This is a genomic window from Arthrobacter sp. 10L430 (assembly GCF_056395245.1).
The window spans coordinates 141,269-157,135 of record NZ_JBFTJD010000002.1 but is presented as its reverse complement, the minus strand read 5'-3'; the positions used below and the strand labels follow the sequence as shown (position 1 = coordinate 157,135).

The 15,867-nt window shown below is 65.4% G+C and carries 18 protein-coding genes; 9 read left to right on the top strand and 9 right to left on the bottom strand.

Annotated elements, in window-relative coordinates; all coding sequences use genetic code 11:
- The first annotated feature begins 159 nt into the window (after positions 1–159).
- Positions 160–1,350, top strand: coding sequence for an acyl-CoA dehydrogenase family protein (locus tag AC1DDG_RS02955; RefSeq protein ID WP_230119020.1), 1,191 nt, complete (start codon positions 160–162; stop codon positions 1,348–1,350).
- A 62-nt stretch (positions 1,351–1,412) separates the two neighbouring features.
- On the opposite strand, the gene AC1DDG_RS02950 is transcribed toward AC1DDG_RS02955, so the two are convergent.
- Positions 1,413–1,961 (bottom strand): M23 family metallopeptidase, encoded by a 549-nt coding sequence (locus AC1DDG_RS02950; protein WP_476874889.1) that lies wholly within the window; start codon positions 1,959–1,961, stop codon positions 1,413–1,415.
- Positions 1,962–2,383: 422 nt separating this feature from the next.
- Here AC1DDG_RS02950 and rpsB point away from each other — a divergent pair, with 422 nt between their 5' ends.
- The 6 genes from rpsB (at position 2,384) to AC1DDG_RS02920 (ending at position 7,371) form a co-directional block, all read left to right on the top strand.
- The gene (gene rpsB / locus AC1DDG_RS02945; protein ID WP_476874888.1) at positions 2,384–3,295 is read left to right on the top strand and encodes a 30S ribosomal protein S2; all 912 of its coding nucleotides are present in this window, start codon (positions 2,384–2,386) and stop codon (positions 3,293–3,295) included.
- A 128-nt stretch (positions 3,296–3,423) separates the two neighbouring features.
- On the top strand, positions 3,424–4,260 hold the full coding sequence (tsf, locus tag AC1DDG_RS02940; RefSeq protein WP_230119023.1) for a translation elongation factor Ts: 837 nt from the start codon (positions 3,424–3,426) through the stop codon (positions 4,258–4,260).
- 125 nt (positions 4,261–4,385) lie between these two features.
- Positions 4,386–5,123, top strand: a complete 738-nt coding sequence (gene pyrH, locus AC1DDG_RS02935) for a UMP kinase (RefSeq protein WP_230119024.1) — start codon at positions 4,386–4,388, stop codon at positions 5,121–5,123.
- 98 nt (positions 5,124–5,221) lie between these two features.
- On the top strand, positions 5,222–5,779 hold the full coding sequence (gene frr / locus AC1DDG_RS02930; protein WP_230119025.1) for a ribosome recycling factor: 558 nt from the start codon (positions 5,222–5,224) through the stop codon (positions 5,777–5,779).
- On the top strand, positions 5,779–6,702 hold the full coding sequence (locus AC1DDG_RS02925; RefSeq protein ID WP_476874887.1) for a phosphatidate cytidylyltransferase: 924 nt from the start codon (positions 5,779–5,781) through the stop codon (positions 6,700–6,702). The genes frr and AC1DDG_RS02925 overlap by 1 nt, the downstream gene beginning before the upstream one ends.
- An 81-nt stretch (positions 6,703–6,783) precedes the next feature.
- Positions 6,784–7,371, top strand: coding sequence for a DivIVA domain-containing protein (locus tag AC1DDG_RS02920; RefSeq protein ID WP_476874886.1), 588 nt, complete (start codon positions 6,784–6,786; stop codon positions 7,369–7,371).
- A 45-nt stretch (positions 7,372–7,416) separates the two neighbouring features.
- Here the strand turns inward: AC1DDG_RS02920 and AC1DDG_RS02915 are convergent, their stop codons facing one another.
- Genes AC1DDG_RS02915 through AC1DDG_RS02900 form a run of 4 tightly spaced genes read right to left on the bottom strand, consistent with a single transcriptional unit; the run spans position 7,417 to position 11,179 of the window.
- Positions 7,417–8,883 carry a sodium/solute symporter gene (locus tag AC1DDG_RS02915; RefSeq protein ID WP_476874885.1) on the bottom strand — a complete coding sequence of 489 codons (1,467 nt, stop codon included), beginning with the start codon at positions 8,881–8,883 and terminating at the stop codon, positions 7,417–7,419.
- Between the two features lie 7 nt (positions 8,884–8,890).
- Complete coding sequence (locus AC1DDG_RS02910; RefSeq protein ID WP_476874884.1) at positions 8,891–9,241, bottom strand: DUF485 domain-containing protein; 351 nt, start codon at positions 9,239–9,241, stop codon at positions 8,891–8,893.
- Positions 9,238–9,957: a LytR/AlgR family response regulator transcription factor gene (locus tag AC1DDG_RS02905; RefSeq protein ID WP_476874883.1), complete on the bottom strand. Its 720-nt coding sequence runs from the start codon at positions 9,955–9,957 to the stop codon at positions 9,238–9,240. Before AC1DDG_RS02905 ends, AC1DDG_RS02910 begins: the two co-directional genes overlap by 4 nt.
- 31 nt (positions 9,958–9,988) lie before the next feature.
- Positions 9,989–11,179, bottom strand: a complete 1,191-nt coding sequence (locus AC1DDG_RS02900) for a sensor histidine kinase (protein ID WP_476874882.1) — start codon at positions 11,177–11,179, stop codon at positions 9,989–9,991.
- 167 nt (positions 11,180–11,346) lie between these two features.
- Between AC1DDG_RS02900 and AC1DDG_RS02895 the strand changes: the two genes are divergently transcribed.
- Together AC1DDG_RS02895 and AC1DDG_RS02890 are read left to right on the top strand one after the other, a co-directional pair.
- Positions 11,347–11,727, top strand: a complete 381-nt coding sequence (locus AC1DDG_RS02895) for a DUF485 domain-containing protein (RefSeq protein ID WP_476874881.1) — start codon at positions 11,347–11,349, stop codon at positions 11,725–11,727.
- The gene (locus tag AC1DDG_RS02890) at positions 11,724–13,340 is read left to right on the top strand and encodes a solute symporter family protein (protein WP_230119033.1); all 1,617 of its coding nucleotides are present in this window, start codon (positions 11,724–11,726) and stop codon (positions 13,338–13,340) included. Before AC1DDG_RS02895 ends, AC1DDG_RS02890 begins: the two co-directional genes overlap by 4 nt.
- 142 nt (positions 13,341–13,482) lie before the next feature.
- Here AC1DDG_RS02890 and AC1DDG_RS02885 read toward each other — a convergent pair whose 3' ends face one another.
- The 4 genes from AC1DDG_RS02885 to AC1DDG_RS02870 all read right to left on the bottom strand — a co-directional run bounded on the left by AC1DDG_RS02885 (position 13,483) and on the right by AC1DDG_RS02870 (position 15,806).
- On the bottom strand, positions 13,483–14,100 hold the full coding sequence (locus tag AC1DDG_RS02885) for a hypothetical protein (protein WP_476874880.1): 618 nt from the start codon (positions 14,098–14,100) through the stop codon (positions 13,483–13,485).
- A complete protein-coding gene (locus tag AC1DDG_RS02880; RefSeq protein ID WP_476874879.1) occupies positions 14,100–14,504 on the bottom strand; it encodes a DUF4383 domain-containing protein in 405 nt (134 codons plus the stop codon). The genes AC1DDG_RS02885 and AC1DDG_RS02880 overlap by 1 nt, the downstream gene beginning before the upstream one ends.
- Positions 14,505–14,615: 111 nt before the next feature.
- Positions 14,616–15,200 carry a hypothetical protein gene (locus tag AC1DDG_RS02875; protein ID WP_476874878.1) on the bottom strand — a complete coding sequence of 195 codons (585 nt, stop codon included), beginning with the start codon at positions 15,198–15,200 and terminating at the stop codon, positions 14,616–14,618.
- A gap of 126 nt (positions 15,201–15,326) precedes the next feature.
- A complete protein-coding gene (locus AC1DDG_RS02870) occupies positions 15,327–15,806 on the bottom strand; it encodes an Lrp/AsnC family transcriptional regulator (protein WP_230119037.1) in 480 nt (159 codons plus the stop codon).
- Positions 15,807–15,867: the final 61 nt, after the last annotated feature.

Here is a 15,867-nt window from a genome sequence, read left to right as displayed (position 1 = left end):
GGGCCCGGTCTCCGGGCCCGCCTCGTTCCACGGGGAAGGATGTCGTTTCCGTGGGCTTTGTTTACCGCGGCAACTGCGGTAAGTTACTGGTCAGTAACATACGCCAGGTGCAATGCCCGGAGTCTCTCAGGTCACTGCTGATCACCGCGAAGGAACACCATGTCCGAAGCCGCAATTGACATCAACAACCTTCCCTACGCCGACGGAGACTTTTTCGCCTTCGAGCAGTTGCTCAACAGCAAGGAGCAGGACCGGCTGGCCGAGATCCGCGCTTTCCTGGCCCGCGAGGTAAAGCCCATAGCGGTGGACTGCTGGAACCGTGGCGAGTTCCCGATGGAACTGATTCCTAAGCTGGCCGAGATCGACCTCGTCAGCCCAGTTCGGCGCCAGGGCTACTCCAACCTCTTTGCCGGCATTGTGCACGCGGAAGTCACCCGGGCGGATACGTCCATCGCCACGTTCATGGGCGTCCACGACGGCCTTTTCACCGGATCCATTGAAGCGCTTGCCTCCCGGGAACAGCAGGATGCCTGGCTGCCGGACATTTACTCCCTCAAGAAGATCGGCGCCTTCGGCCTGACGGAACCGCTGGGCGGCTCCGACGTTGCGGGCGGAACCCGCACCACGGCACGGCGCGACGGCGACCACTGGATCCTCAATGGCGCCAAGCGCTGGATCGGTAATGCCACGTTCTCGGACTGGGTGGTCATCTATGCCCGGGATGTGACCGACAACCAGGTGAAGGGCTTCCTGGTGGACACCACCCTCCCCGGGTTCAGCGCCACCAAGATCGAGAACAAGATCTCCCTCCGGACGGTCCAGAACGCGGACATCACACTCGAGAACGTGGCAGTCCCGGAGTTCTTCAAGCTGGCCAACGCCGACAGTTTCCGCGACACCAACAAGGTCCTCAAGGTCACGCGCCTCGCCGTGGCCTGGCAGGCTGTGGGCCAGCAGCTGGCCGCCTTCGACGTCGCCCGCCGCTACGCCGTGGAACGCCATCAGTTCGGACGCCCGCTGGCCTCCTTCCAGCTGGTGCAAAGCCAGCTTGTGCAGATCCTGGGGAATGCCGTCAGCTCCATGGGCATGATGGTCCGCCTGTCACAGCTGGAAGACGCCGGGCAGGCCAAGGACGAACAATCAGCGCTTGCAAAGGCCTTTACTACCGCCCGCATGCGGGAAAGCGTGGCCATGGGCCGCAGCCTGCTGGGCGGAAACGGCATCGTCACCGACTTCGAGATGGCCAAGATCTTCGCCGACGCCGAGGCCGTCTACTCCTACGAAGGGACGCACGAAGTGAACACCCTGGTCACGGGGCGCGCCATCACCGGCGTCTCGGCCATCGTCTAGTCGTCCGGCCATCGTCTAGTCGGCGCCTGTACCCGCCGGCTGCCCCCTCCTGACGCGTTCGGTCAGCCGGGAGGATCCCGCTCCAGTGGCAGAAGGACCGATGGCCTCAGATCCAGGACGAATTGCAGTGGATTCACATAGTCGTCTCCCCGGCGCACACCCCAGTGAACGCATGGCGTCGCCCCGCAATGCCCGGGGAGCAGCGTGCCCAGGGGGTTTCCCTTGCCCACGGCGTCGCCCTTCGAAAGTGTGCTGCGCACGGGTTCGAAGCTGCTGCGCAGACCGTTGCCGTGGTCAACGGTGATGACGGGCCGGTCCACCACAACTCCCACGAAGCTGACGGTGCCGTTCTCCGGGGAGATGACCGGGGCGCCGTCGGACGCCGACCTGAGGTCCACGCCGCGGTGCCCGCTGAGCCACGGCTTGTCCGGCGGATCGAAGGCCCGCAGCACTGCGGGCCGGGGAGTGAGCGGCCAGATCCACGACGACGCAGCGGGCGGCACAACCGCCGGACTGAGCCCGGTGCCCGGCGGACCGTTTCCTGGAACAGCCGAGGGCGCCGCGGCCGCAGCGGCGATCAGGAGAGCTGTCAGGAGGACGGAGGCTTTCATCTGTCCAGCTTTGCGCCTATGCCGGATGGTGAAAACAGGCGTCGCGCCGTATGTGGAAAACGCCCGCGGAGTCGTGGAAGTTGGTGCATCGGCGGCGGACCGCTGTAGTACACTTGACGGAGCAGTTTGCTGTGCCCTCAACGTATTCCAATTCTCTTGGGTAGCGTCAGCACGCCCCATTCAGGAGTGCGGGGGAGCAGCAGCTGACTACGCGTATCCAGCCCTCCAGCACCGGAAGCCACAGGTTCCCGGCGGAGGATTGTGCCTCTTGCGGTCAGGTCCGGCAACGGTCCTGATGAGAAGCGCAATGGATGCCAGGAGCAACGCCTGCCTTGGGCGAAGCTAATTAACCGTCAACTATTGGCAGGGTAAGAGCGGCCTACGGGCTCTCTCATGAATGACCTGCCGGAAGGAGCGTCGGCATGCCCGTCGTAACCATGCGCCAGCTGCTTGACAGCGGCGTCCACTTTGGACACCAGACACGTCGTTGGAACCCGAAGATGAAGCGATTCATCTTCACGGAGCGCAACGGCATCTACATCATTGACCTCCAGCAGTCGCTGTCCTACATCGACCGCGCGTACGAGTTCGTCAAGGCCACCGTTGCACACGGCGGCACCGTGCTCTTCGTCGGTACCAAGAAGCAGGCCCAGGAAGCAATTGCCGAGCAGGCCACCCGCGTTGGCCAGCCGTACGTCAACCAGCGTTGGCTCGGCGGTATGCTGACCAACTTCCAGACGGTTGCCAAGCGTATCCAGCGCATGAAGGAACTCGAAGAGATCGACTTCGACGACGTCGCCGGTTCCGCTTACACCAAGAAGGAACTGCTGCTCCTCCGTCGCGAACTCACGAAGCTTGAGTCCAACCTCGGTGGTATCCGCAACCTCACCAAGGCACCCTCCGTGCTCTGGATCGTGGACACCAAGAAGGAACACCTGGCTGTTGACGAAGCCAAGAAGCTCAACATCCCGGTTGTGGCCATCCTGGACACCAACTGCGATCCCGACGAAGTCGACTTCCCGATCCCGGGCAACGACGACGCCATCCGCTCCGTGAACCTCCTGACCCGCGTTGTTGCTGACGCTGTTGCAGAGGGCCTGATCGCCCGCAACCAGCGTGCAACCGGCACTGCCGAGACCCCGGAAGAGCCGCTGGCCGAGTGGGAGCGCGAACTCCTCGAGGGCAGCAAGGCCGAGGCCACCGCTGCTGAGGCACCTGCTGCTGAGGCACCGGTTGCAGAGGAAGCCCCGGCTGCTGAGGCACAGGCTGCTGAAGCTGCTCCCGCTGCAGAGGAAGCCCCGGCTGCTGCCGAGGCCACCGACGCCGAGAAGTAAACAACTCCACCGGGATTTCCCGACGCTGTTCGCGGCGCCGGGGTAACTGACAGGATGGCGGCTCACCAGGTGAGCTGCCGTCCTGTCGGTCCGTACACCACATACATTTTCTAGACAGAGGGGTTCACATGGCGAACTACACTGCCGCTGATATCAAGGCTCTGCGCGAGCGCACCGGCGCCGGCATGATGGATGTCAAGAAGGCTCTCGACGAAGCCAACGGCGACGCCGAGAAGGCTATCGAGATCATCCGCATCAAGGGCCTGAAGGGCGCTACCAAGCGTGAAGGCCGTTCCACCGCTGAAGGCCTGGTTGCTGCCAAGGTCGACGGCAAGGTCGGCGTGATGATTGAAGTCAACTGCGAGACCGACTTCGTGGCCAAGGCTGACAAGTTCATCCAGCTCGCCGACAGGGTCCTGGCCATCGCCGTCGAGTCCGGCGCAGCCGACCTCGAGACCCTGCTCGCCACCGACGTGGACGGCAAGCCGCTGTCCGAGGTTGTTGTCGAAGAGGGCGCCATCCTCGGCGAGAAGGTAGTAGTCCGCCGCATCTCCCGCATCGAGGGTGCCACGGTCGACGCTTACCTGCACAAGACCTCCAAGGACCTTCCGGCCCAGGTCGGCGTTCTGTTCGCCGTTGACGGTGAAGGTGAAGCTGCTGCCACCGCAGCCCACGACGTCGCGGTCCACATTGCAGCCATGGCCCCGAACTACCTCTCCCGCGAGGATGTTCCGGCTGACCTGGTCGCGTCCGAGCGCCGCATCGCCGAGGAGACTGCCAAGGCCGAGGGCAAGCCCGAAGCCGCCATGACCAAGATTGTGGAAGGCCGCGTGACGGGCTTCTACAAGGGTGAAGTCCTGGTCGACCAGGCCTTCGCCAAGGATGCCAAGAAGTCTGTTGCGCAAATCCTCGAAGAGGCCGGCGTCAAGGGAACAGCCTTCACGCGTTTCCGCGTCGGTTCCTAGTCAGACACGCAAGGGGGTGGTCACTTCGGTGGCCGCCCCTTTTGCATGCACCGGCCACAGCGGAATATGAGCTTTGGCCGCACAGCACGATAACCTAGCTCAGAACTCACCAACGGGAAGGCACCATGGAAGCCGTCAATACTTCAGTCCAGTCAGAGAAGAGCAGGCGCCGGGTCCTCCTGAAGCTGTCCGGTGAGGTCTTCGGAGGCGGCAAGCTCGGTGTTGACCCGGACACCGTCCGCGGAGTCGCCAAACAGATCGCCGCAGCCGTTCCCGACGTCGAGGTTGCCATAGTGGTGGGCGGCGGCAACTTCTTCCGCGGAGCCGAACTGTCCCAAAGCGGAATGGACCGCTCGCGTGCCGACTACATGGGCATGCTGGGAACAGTCATGAACTGCCTGGCACTCCAGGACTTCCTTGAGCAGGCCGGCGTCGGGACCCGTGTCCAGAGCGCCATCACCATGGGACAGGTCGCCGAGGCGTACATTCCACGCCGCGCCATCCGCCACATGGAGAAGGGCAGGGTGGTCATCTTCGGTGCCGGCGCCGGCCTCCCGTACTTTTCCACGGACACGGTGGCCGCGCAACGCGCCCTCGAGGTCCACGCGGACGTGGTGCTCATGGCGAAGAGCGGTGTGGACGGCGTCTACACCGCCGACCCCAAGAAGGATCCGACCGCCGAGAAGCTGGAAAAGCTCAGCTACGACGACGCGCTCCGCCGCGACATCCGGGTCATGGACCAGACGGCCATGACCATGTGCAAGGACAACAACCTCTCCATGGTGGTGTTTGGCATGGAAGGCGAAGGCAACGTCACGCGGGCCATCCGCGGTGAAGAGCTGGGAACGCTGGTCACCCCCTAGTTACAGCTAGGATATTTCTAGGAAGGTTCCGTCCATCGGGCGGGACCAGGATTGTGAAATGCCCCGGTCCGCCGGGAACCGATTTCTGAGGAGAGACCGTGATCGAAGAAACCTTGCTCGAAGCCGGGGACAAGATGGACAAGGCAGTCGAGGTAGCCAAGGAAGACTTCGCCTCGATCCGGACGGGCCGGGCAACCCCGGGCCTCTACAACAAGGTGATGGTGGAGTACTACGGAACACCCACGCCCCTTCAGCAACTGGCGTCCTTCGCGGTTCCCGATGCGCGCACCATCCTGATCACCCCGTACGACAAGACCGCCCTGCGCGACATTGAACGTGCCCTTAGTGACTCTGAGGTCGGAGCCAACCCGTCCAACGACGGCAACGTTATCCGCATCACCATTCCCGACCTCACTCAGGAACGCCGCAAGGAATACGTGAAGATCGTCAAGTCCAAGGGCGAAGACGCCAAGGTCTCCATTCGCAACATCCGCCGCAAGGCCAAGGAAACCCTGGACCGTCTGGTCAAGGACGGCGAGGCCGGCGAGGACGAGGGCAGCCGAGGGGAAAAGGAGCTCGACGCCATCACCAAGCAGCATGTCGACGGTATCGATGAGCTGCTGAAGCGCAAGGAAGCAGAGCTGCTCGAAGTCTGATGGGCCAAGCACAGCAGGCCCCCGGAGCGCGGGCGCGATCGCGGACCCGGCAGCCGAGGCCTAATCCGACGCCCGGAGCCGGGCGCAACCTGCCGGCGGCAACCGCCGTCGGACTGGCCATGCTCTTCGCAGTGCTGGGCGGGCTGCTGTTCCTGCCGCTGGGTTTCGTCGCAGTGACCACCACGTTCGCCGTCTTTGGAGTGTGGGAAATCTTCCGCGCACTGGAGGCCAACGGCACGCGGCTGCCCATTGTCCCGGTGATGGTGGGCACCGTGGCCATGCCGTTTTCGGCCTACTTCGGTGGGCTGGAAAGCCTGTTGTTCGCCTTGCTGGCCAGCAGCGTGGCTGTTCTCCTGTGGCGCTCGGTCGAAAGCGCCGTCGGCTCGTCACGCAGCATCTTCGCCGGTGTCTTTACCCTGGCGTGGGTTCCCTTCCTGATCAGTTTCGCCGCACTGCCGCTCCACGTTGCGGTGGGCGTGACCCCCATAGGACTGTGGCCCGGCGGAACGGTGCCCGAGGGTGCCTGGCAGGTGGTCATTCTGCTTCTGCTGGTGGTCTCCAACGACACCTTCGGCTACCTGGTGGGCGCTTCACTGGGCAAGCACCCGATGGCTCCCAAGATCAGTCCCAAGAAATCGTGGGAAGGTTTTGCCGGATCCATTGCGGGGGCGATGGTGATTGGCATCCTGGCCTGTGTCTTCGTACTCGGGAAACCGTGGTGGGTGGGAGTGATTCTCGCCGTGGGAATGGTGGCATCCTCTACCGCCGGCGATCTTGCGGAATCCATGGTCAAGCGCGAACTCGGCATTAAGGACATGAGCAGCATCCTTCCCGGCCACGGCGGGGTCATGGACCGGCTGGATTCCATCGTCTTCGCGTCCCCGGTGGCCTTCCTGCTGTTCGTCCTCGTCTCCGGGGCCTGACAGCTACCCGGCACGGGGCGGCACACCGCAACGCCGTAGAATGGTGCGGTTACGACTTAGCTGAAAAGCATTGAAGGAAACATGGTAAGAGTGGACAGCAAACGGCAGATTCCCGCGTCTTTCGAACGCGTGGCCCGCACCGTATACGGTTATAACGCCAAGCAGGTGGACCAGTTCCTGCAGCGGGCCCGCGTTTCACTCGAGACACCCGAGACGGCCGTCCACCCCATCCGAAGCGCCGACGTCCGGGCCGTGTCCTTCGACCCCGTCAAGGGCGGATACGCGGCCACCAACGTGGACGCGGCGCTGGACCGGCTGGAGGATGCCTTCGCCCGGCGTGAACGCGACGAACTCATAGCCGAGCAGGGAGAAGAGGCCTGGCTGCGGCAGATCGGGCAGCTTTCCGGAACCCTGAGGGGCCGGCTCCACCGGCCCGACGGCGAGCGGTTCCGCCGCCCGGCCAAGAAGAAGGCGCGCAGCTACAGCACCAAGGACGTGGACCGGCTGTGCATGGACCTGATCGGCTACCTCGAAGAGGACAAGCCGCTCAGCGTCGATAACGTCCGCCGCGCCGTGTTCCGCCCGGCCGTGGGCCAGGACGGCTACGAGGAAACCCAGGTGGACGCCTTCCTGGACCGGGTGGTCGAACTCATGGCTGCCATCGACTGACCCCAACATGACGCAGCACTCCGACCGCCGTGGAACGCGTGTGACTTAACGCTCTGTGGCGAGGGGCCGTTCTGGCGTATGGAGCCTGGTCATCACCTTGGTGATCGTTCGCGGGACCCGTTTTTTCGTGGCCCTGGACGTCAGGATCATGACAGCGAAGGCGGCGGGCACTGTCCACGCTGCGGGCTGCGCCAGCCAGAAGGGCGTGCCGGCAGCGCCGAGTGCACCGCCGGCCACCATGGCTCCGCCGCACAGCAGGCCGCCTGTCGCCATGCCAGCGATGGCCCCGGCGTCCGTAAGGCCCCGCCACCAGATGCCCAGCAACAGCACCGGGCAGATGGTCGAGGCCGTGAAGGCGAACACCAGTCCCACGCTGCCGGCCAAAGCCAGGGAATCCGTCATGAACGCCAGGCCCAGCGGAACCGTCGCGGAAATGAGCGCGGCCAGCCTGAATCCGCGGACGCTGCCGCCGAGCACATCCTGGCTGATCACGCCGGCGAGGGAAACCACGAGTCCCGACGTCGTGGAGAGGAAAGCGGCAAAGGCGCCCGCCACGACCAGCGCGGACAGCAGTTCGCCGGCCGGTCCGCCGATGAGGCGTCCGGGCAGCAGCAGGACGAGTGCGTCGGCCTGCCCCGCCTGGGCAAGTCCCGGCGCGAACATCCGGCCGGCGAGCCCGTAGGCCGTGGGGAACAGATAGAACACGGACAGCAGCCCCAGCACGATCAGGGTGGTCCGCCGGGCTGAATGCCCGTCCGGGTTGGTGTAGAACCGAACCAGCACATGCGGCAGCCCCAGCGTCCCGAACAGCAGGGCGACCAGCAGCGAGATGTTCTGGTACGGACCGGCGGGGGCCAGCCCCGTGGGGTTCGTGGCAGCAGCGGCCACCGCGGGGGAGCCGTTTTCTGTCAAGGCGAGGACGATGAAAACAAACGGTACGGCCAGCGCGGTGAGCTTGAGCCAGTATTGGAAGGCCTGCACGAAGGTGATGGAGCGCATCCCTCCGGCCACGACCGTCAGGCACACGACCACCACGACGGCGGTGGATCCCACCCACGCCGGCAGGCCCGTCGTGGTCCGGATCGTGAGGGCAGCGCCATGGAGCTGGGGGACGATGTACAGCCAGCCCACGATAACCACGGCGAGGCTTGTCACCCGCCGCACGGCCCGGGAATCCAGCCGGGCCTCGGTGAAATCGGGAATCGTGTAGGCCCCCGAGCGGCGGAGCGGGGCGGCCACGAACAGCAGGAGCATCAGGTACCCGGCCGTGTAGCCCACGGGGAACCACAGGGCATCGGTGCCGGACAGCAGAATCAGTCCGGCCACGCCCAGGAAGCTCGCGGCGGACAGATACTCGCCGCCGATCGCGGATGCATTCCACCACGGCCGGACGGTGCGGGACGCGACGTAGAAGTCGCCGGTGGTCCGGGAAATCCGGAGCCCGTAGAAGCCGATGACGGCCGTGGCGACGGAGACGGCTGCGATGGCAACGATCCCCACGGCGGGGTTCACCGGGCCATCACCTGTCCTCGGCGAGGTCGCGGTAGCGGGCCTCGTTCCGCGTGGCGCTGCGGATGTACAGCCAGGCGCTGAGCCCCGTCACGGGGTAGATGCCTGCGCCCAGAAGCAGCCAGTCGAAGGGGATGCCGGCAACCCGTGACTCCGCCAGCCCGGGGATGGCTGCCAGCAGGAGCGGGAAGGCGCCCAGGATCAGGAGGAAGCCGCCCGCCACCACGAGGGCAAGCCGCAGCTGCGAGCGGATCAGGGACCGGACGAAGACCTGCCCCACCGCTGATTCCTCTGCCGCTTCCCGCGACTGGAGGACAGGCCTGGCCGCGGAGCGCGGCGCCGTCACCCTGATCCGCGTCATGCCTGCGGCCGGATGCGGGTCGCTTCGAGCTTCTCCCTGACAGCCGGCAGAAGCCGCCGGCTGATCGGCAGTTCGGCGGCCTCCACAGTGACACTGGGGCGGGCTGCGGCCAGCTTCAGGTGCGTGACGTGGGACAGTGCAATGAGGTAGGAACGGTGCGTCCTGATGAAGCCGGCGTCCGCCCACTGCTGCTCCAGGTCCGCCAGGGGGACCCGGATCAGATAGCTGGCATCGGCGGTGTGGAGCCGGGCGTAGTCGCCCTGCGCCTGGACATACATGACGTCGTCGCGCCGGATCATCCTGGTGGTGCCGCCCTGGTCAACCGTGATCATCTCAGGCGCCGCGCCGCCGTCGCGGATCAATTCGCTGATCCGCCCCACAGAACGGGCGAGCCGCTCGGCACGCACCGGCTTCAGCAGGTAGTCCACCGCCGCCAGCTCGAACGCCTCAAGCGCGCAGTCCTCGTCGGCGGTGACAAATACGACGGCCGGCGGCCGGGGGCTGCGGGAAATCACCCTTGCGATGTCCAGGCCGGACACCGCCGGCATGTGGATATCGAGGAAGACAGCATCCACGGACTCAGCTTCCAGAGCCCGCAGCGCCTCGGCCCCGGATGATGCGCGGTGGATTGTGCCGATACGGTCATCCTTGCCCAGCAGGAAGGCGAGTTCTTCAACGGCGGGCAGCTCGTCGTCGGCGACGAGGACGTTAATCATGCTTCTAGGTTATCTTCCGGTCCGGGAGGGTTCAGGCGTCATGGCCAGGCTGGGACTTCGGAACCCGCATGGTGATCAGCGTCCCTTCCCCTGGAGCCGTCTCGATCACCAGTCCGTGGTCGTCACCGTAGACCTGGCGAAGGCGTGCGTCCACGTTCCGCAGGCCAACGTGTTCGCCGTCCGTATGCCCCGCGAGCATGGACTGGAGCTGCACCGGATCCATCCCCACGCCGTCGTCCTCGATGGTGACTTCCGCGAATGCGCCGGAATCGTTCGCCGCGATAGTGATGTGCCCGGGCCCCTCCTTCGCTTCCAGGCCGTGCCGGACGGCGTTTTCCACCAGTGGCTGCAGGCTCAGGAAGGGAATGACCGTGCTCAGCACTTCGGGGGCGATCCGCAGGCTCACCTGGACCCGATCGCCGAACCGTGCCCGTTCCAGCAGGAGGTACCGGTCGATGCACCGCAGTTCCTCGGCCAGGGTGGTGAAATCGCCGTGCCGGCGGAACGAGTACCGGGTGAAGTCCGCGAACTCCACCACAAGCTCGCGCGCCCGCGCGGGGTCGGTATTGATGAAGGATGCGATCGCGTTCAGGGAGTTGTAGATGAAGTGCGGACTGATCTGCGCCCGCAGGGCCCGCACCTCCGCCTCCATCAGCAGCGTCCGCGAAGCATCAAGTTCGGCCAGCTCCACCTGCGCTGCCACCCAGTCCGCCACTTCGCTCGTGGCGCGCACCAGGCCGGCGCCGGCGGACGGGGCAAAGGCCGCAACCACGCCCACCACGCGGGACCCGGCCCTGATCGGCGCAATGACGGCGGAAGCAATGCGCCCGACGGACAGGACGGGATATTCCCCGGCGCTGATCACCTGGGTCCGTCCGCCCGTGAGCACGTCCGCGGCGAGGCCCATCAGCCGCGGCCTGAGCTCATCGGCGGCACCGTCCCATGCCAGCACCCCGGACACGTCCGTGATGGCCAGTGCGTCGCAGCCCAGCAGGGCCCGCAACTGTTTGCTGGCTTTCGAGGCCCCCGCGGGATTTAGTCCCGTCCGCAAGTGCTGGCCGGCTTTCGAGGCCGCGTGCAGCGTGTTGTAGGTGGCCCGCTCGGCATCGGTGCCGAGCTCGCGGAAGGAACGGAGCACCTTGAGTCCAACGCCGACGACGACGGCGATCGCCAAGGCGATGACCGCAAAGGCCGCCGCGGAATAAAGGGGAGAGTCGGGCATGCAGCCAGCGTAGCGCGTGCCGTTTGCCGCAGCATCGCGACCGCTAGGCGACCGGTTTTCCGCGACCACTGGTCACACCGCCCAGGAGGGAGCACAGTGATGGGAGTCACATTGGCGGAGGATTGTGCGGCCGGCGGTGTGGGAGGCAGTCTCAATGAGGAGGAATGATGGGTAATGATGCCCGAACTCCGGACGTAGCGGCGTCCGCGGACTTCAAGGAAGTCCAAGCCACCGAGCAGTTCAAGGAACTGCGCAAGCGCCACCGCAGCTTTGTGTTTCCCATGGCCATTGCATTCCTGCTGTGGTACTTCGCCTATGTGCTGCTGGCCGACTACGCCGCGGACTTCATGTCCATCAAGGTGTGGGGGAACATCAACGTCGGGCTGATCATGGGCCTGCTGCAGTTCGTCACCACATTTGCCATCACCGGGTGGTACGTCAGCTACTGCAACAGGAGGCTGGACCCCATCGCAGCGGAGATCCGCCACGGTATTGAAGGACACGAATTCGACAGAGCGGGCAACCGCGTGGGCGGGGAAACTCCATGATCAGCATTCCAGCGGCGGTCGACGTCGCCGCGCTCAAGGACACAACCCTCCTGAACATGGGGATCTTCGGCCTGTTTGTCGCGGTCACCATGGTGATCGTCCTGCGGGCGAGCCGGAACAACAAGACCGCGGCTGACTACTACGCCGCCGGCCGGTCCTTCACCGGATCGCAGAACGGAACGGCCATCGCGGGCGACTACCTGTCCGCGGCCTCGTTCCTGGGCATCACGGGCGCCATCGCCGTCAACGGCTATGACGGCTTCATGTACTCCATCGGCTTCCTGGTCGCGTGGCTCGTGGCACTCCTCCTGGTGGCGGAACTGCTCCGCAACACCGGTAAGTTCACCATGGCCGATGTCCTCTCCTTCCGCCTCAAACAGCGCCCGGTCCGCATCGCGGCAGCCATCTCCACGCTGGCCGTCTGCTTCTTCTACCTCCTCGCCCAGATGGCCGGCGCGGGCAGCCTGATCTCCCTGCTGCTGGGCATCAGCGACTGGGGCGGCCAGGCCCTGGTGATCATCGTCGTGGGCGCCCTCATGATCATGTACGTCCTCATCGGCGGCATGAAGGGAACCACGTGGGTGCAGATCATCAAGGCGATGCTGCTCATCGCGGGTGCCGCCGTCATGACCTTCTGGGTCCTGGCGATCTACGGCTTCAACCTCTCCGACCTGCTGGGCGGCGCGGTGGAAACGGCGAAGAACCCGGCAGTGCTGAACCCCGGACTGCAGTACGGCAAGACCGAAACCTCCAAGCTGGACTTCATGTCCCTGGGCCTTGCCCTGGTCCTCGGCACGGCAGCCCTGCCGCACGTGCTGATGCGCTTCTACACCGTGCCCACGGCCAAGGAAGCCCGGAAGTCCGTGGTGTGGTCCATCGGGCTGATCGGTCTGTTCTACCTCTTCACCCTGGTCCTGGGCTATGGCGCTGCCGCACTGGTCGGTGCCGACACCATCAAGGCAGCCCCGGGCGGGGTCAACTCCGCAGCTCCGCTGCTTGCCTTCTACCTGGGCGGACCGCTGCTCCTGGGATTCATCTCGGCGGTGGCCTTCGCCACCATCCTCGCCGTGGTGGCCGGGCTCACCATCACGGCTGCGGCGTCCTTCGCCCATGACATCTATGCCAGCGTCATCGCCAAGGGAAAGGCCGACGCCGACACCGAGGTCAAGGTGGCGCGACGCACCGTGGTGGTCATTGGCATCATGGCGATTCTCGGCGGTATCTTCGCCAACGGGCAGAACGTGGCCTTCCTGGTGGCGCTCGCGTTTGCCGTCGCGGCCTCCGCCAACTTGCCGACCATCATCTACTCGCTGTTCTGGCGCAGATTCACCACCCAGGGCGCCGTCTGGAGCATGTACGGCGGCCTCGCCTCGGCGATCATCCTGATCGCGCTGTCCCCGGTGGTCTCCGGAGCGAAGACGTCCATGCTTCCGGGCGCCAACTTCGCCGTCTTCCCGCTCAGCAACCCGGGCATCGTGTCCATCCCGCTGGCATTCTTTCTGGGCTGGCTTGGCACGGTCCTGGACAAGAAGAGGGAGGACACCACCAAGCAGGCCGAGATGGAGGTCCGTTCACTGACCGGCGTGGGCGCCGAGAAGGCCGTCGACCACTAGCCCCGTGAGCGATGATCCAGGCCGCTGACATGGCGGCATGACGGAAGCCCCCGCGCGGCTGAACTGCACCTCCGAAAGTTGGAGCCGCGCGGGGGCTTCCCGTCTTAAGGGCTGCTTTGTCGCAGTGCTCTGACGGCGGCGGTCAGGGACCGTGGTGTCCTCCCGCGCCGCTGTCGAAATGGCTTCCGTGCGGGACGGCGAACTGTCCGGCGGCGGAGGCCGCGAGTCCCGGCGTCGCTATGGCAGCCACGGCGACAGCTCCCGCGAAGGCCGCTGCGAGCATCCGTCCTGAACCGGAAGCGCCGGCCGGGCTGCCTGTGCCGGGGAGTCCGCCGTCGTCCGTCCTCCCAGGGCCCTGGCGGCGCAGCCAGCCTTGGGCGGCGATGATGGTGAGGGTCAGCAGCAGGGCGGCGAGGTGGCTGACGTTGAGGCCAGCCATGTTGCCGCTGCCGCCGGTGACAATCGCCAGCAAGTGGACGGCAGCGGCGGCCGGCAGCAGGACGGCGGACCAGCCTGGCAGCGGAAAGCTGCTGTTTCTAAGGGCCGCCACAGTCCAGCCCAGCAGGGCGACTCCCCAGATGGCCGCAGCTGTGGCAAGGGGCATTGGCCATGGGTGGCCGGGCAGGCCTCCGGCCGCGAACAGGCTGGAGGAAATCGCGAGGTTGACCGCCGCCGTGCCGAAGCCTGCAAAGCCGGCGAGCAGCCGGACGGCCGTTTCCCGTGGGTTCTCCAGAGGCAGGACTGCCTGGCCGCCGTTCATTAGGCGCGGACTGCGGCGGGGGTTTTCTCGACGGACAGGCCGACGCCCAGCAGCAGGACGGCGCTTGCCAGGTGCAGCACGTTGTCGGCACCGTTGAGGGCGATGATGTTCAGCGGCGAGCTGAGCAGGAACAGGCCAAGGATGCCCACCAGTAGGTACACGGCGCCTACGCCTGCGTTGATGGTCCGGGCGGCCGGGACGTTTTTAAGCCCCGCATACAGCAGTGCCGCGCCGATGGCGAGGTGAATGACGTTGTGCAGGGGATTGACTTCGAAAATGATGAGGTTGGCGCCTTCGGTGGAGAAGAAACCGATTCCCGAGGTCACGGCGAATCCGACAAGCCCCACGAGGAGGTAGACGGCTCCGAAGACGGTGGCAATGAGGCGGTTCGGTGAATTGCGCATGGCCCGAATCCTTCCGGTAGGGCCGGGACACGCGTCCCGGCCGGGTTGCGGAGCCCCGGACGGGACTCTCGGAAGCAATTCGGACCACACCGGCCGGTGGATGGGTGACGGTCAGGTCTTGGGCTTGAGCCGGATGGTGACCATCTTGAGCTCGTCCGTCCCGGCGAAGCGGTAGACGAGTTCGATGTCCCGCCCGTTGCACTGAATGAGGCCCGCCACGTCGGCGATGTTGGTGCCGTTCTGGGCACTGACTTTCAGGTCGTCGTAAGACGTGGTGCACGACGGGTCCAGGTTCAGGCTGCGGACCCCCGAGGCGAAGTCTTCCAGGGACAACTGCTGCTTCAGGGCAGGGTCCATAAAGTCGTTGTAGGCCTTGTTGGTTTCGCCTGAAATGACGAGCCTGGTGAAATCATCGGCGAGATCCGAGGCAGGGCGTGTTGCCCCGCCCACGAGATTCACCAGAAGGGTGACTCCCACGGCAACCAGGAGCAGGACGCCGCCCACGATCCCCAAAACGATCCAGAGGCCTTTCCGGCTCTTTGCCGGAGGCTGGCCCGGCAGGCCGAAAGGAGTAGGGGGCAGGGTGTTCCTGCCGAACCGCTGCCGGGTATACGGCTGCTGGCTGGTCGGCTGCTGGCCGCCCGGCCCGTTGGGAGGCGTCGGCCCTGGCTCACGCGGGTCCGGGGTGGTGCTCAAGGTGGGCCTTTCCGGCAGCCGCTGCACCGGCGCGCCTGGTTGTTGGGCCCGCTGCCGGCGCCCGGTCACTTCACGTGGGATTAGCCTATAGCCCGGTCCCGGCAGCACGGGAACGGGACAACGGGTTCAGCTCTGGTCGGTCGCTGAGCCACGGTCCAGGAGCGGCTGGATCCGGAAAGGGATCAGCTCGCCCATGGCCAGCGCCGTATCCGTCCTGTCCACGCCGTCGCAGGCGAGGATTTTTCCGTTGATCCGGAAGAGGTCTTCGGCGTCGAGGGCCACAACGCGCAACAGGAGGTCTGCCGAACCTGTGAGCCCGTAGCCTTCCAGGATTTCCGGCACGCTGGCCAGTTCCTCTGCCAGGCTTCCGAGCTTCTGCTGCTGGACGTGCACCGAGATGAAGGCCATCAGGGGGTAGCCGAGGGAGACCGGGTTGATGCGCCGTTCAAACGAAAGGAAGACGTGTTTCTTTTCGAGCTGGGCCATCCTGGCCTGGACCGTGTTCCGCGACAGGCCGAGCTTCTGGGCCAGTGCCACAACAGTCCGCCGGGGATCGCGCGCCAAGGCCGAAAGGAGCCGGGTATCAGTGCCATCCAAAGCTTGCATAATGCGCAAGGCTAGCACGGTCTGGGCCGTTCATATGATGCATTGTGCTCAGTTTTTGCGG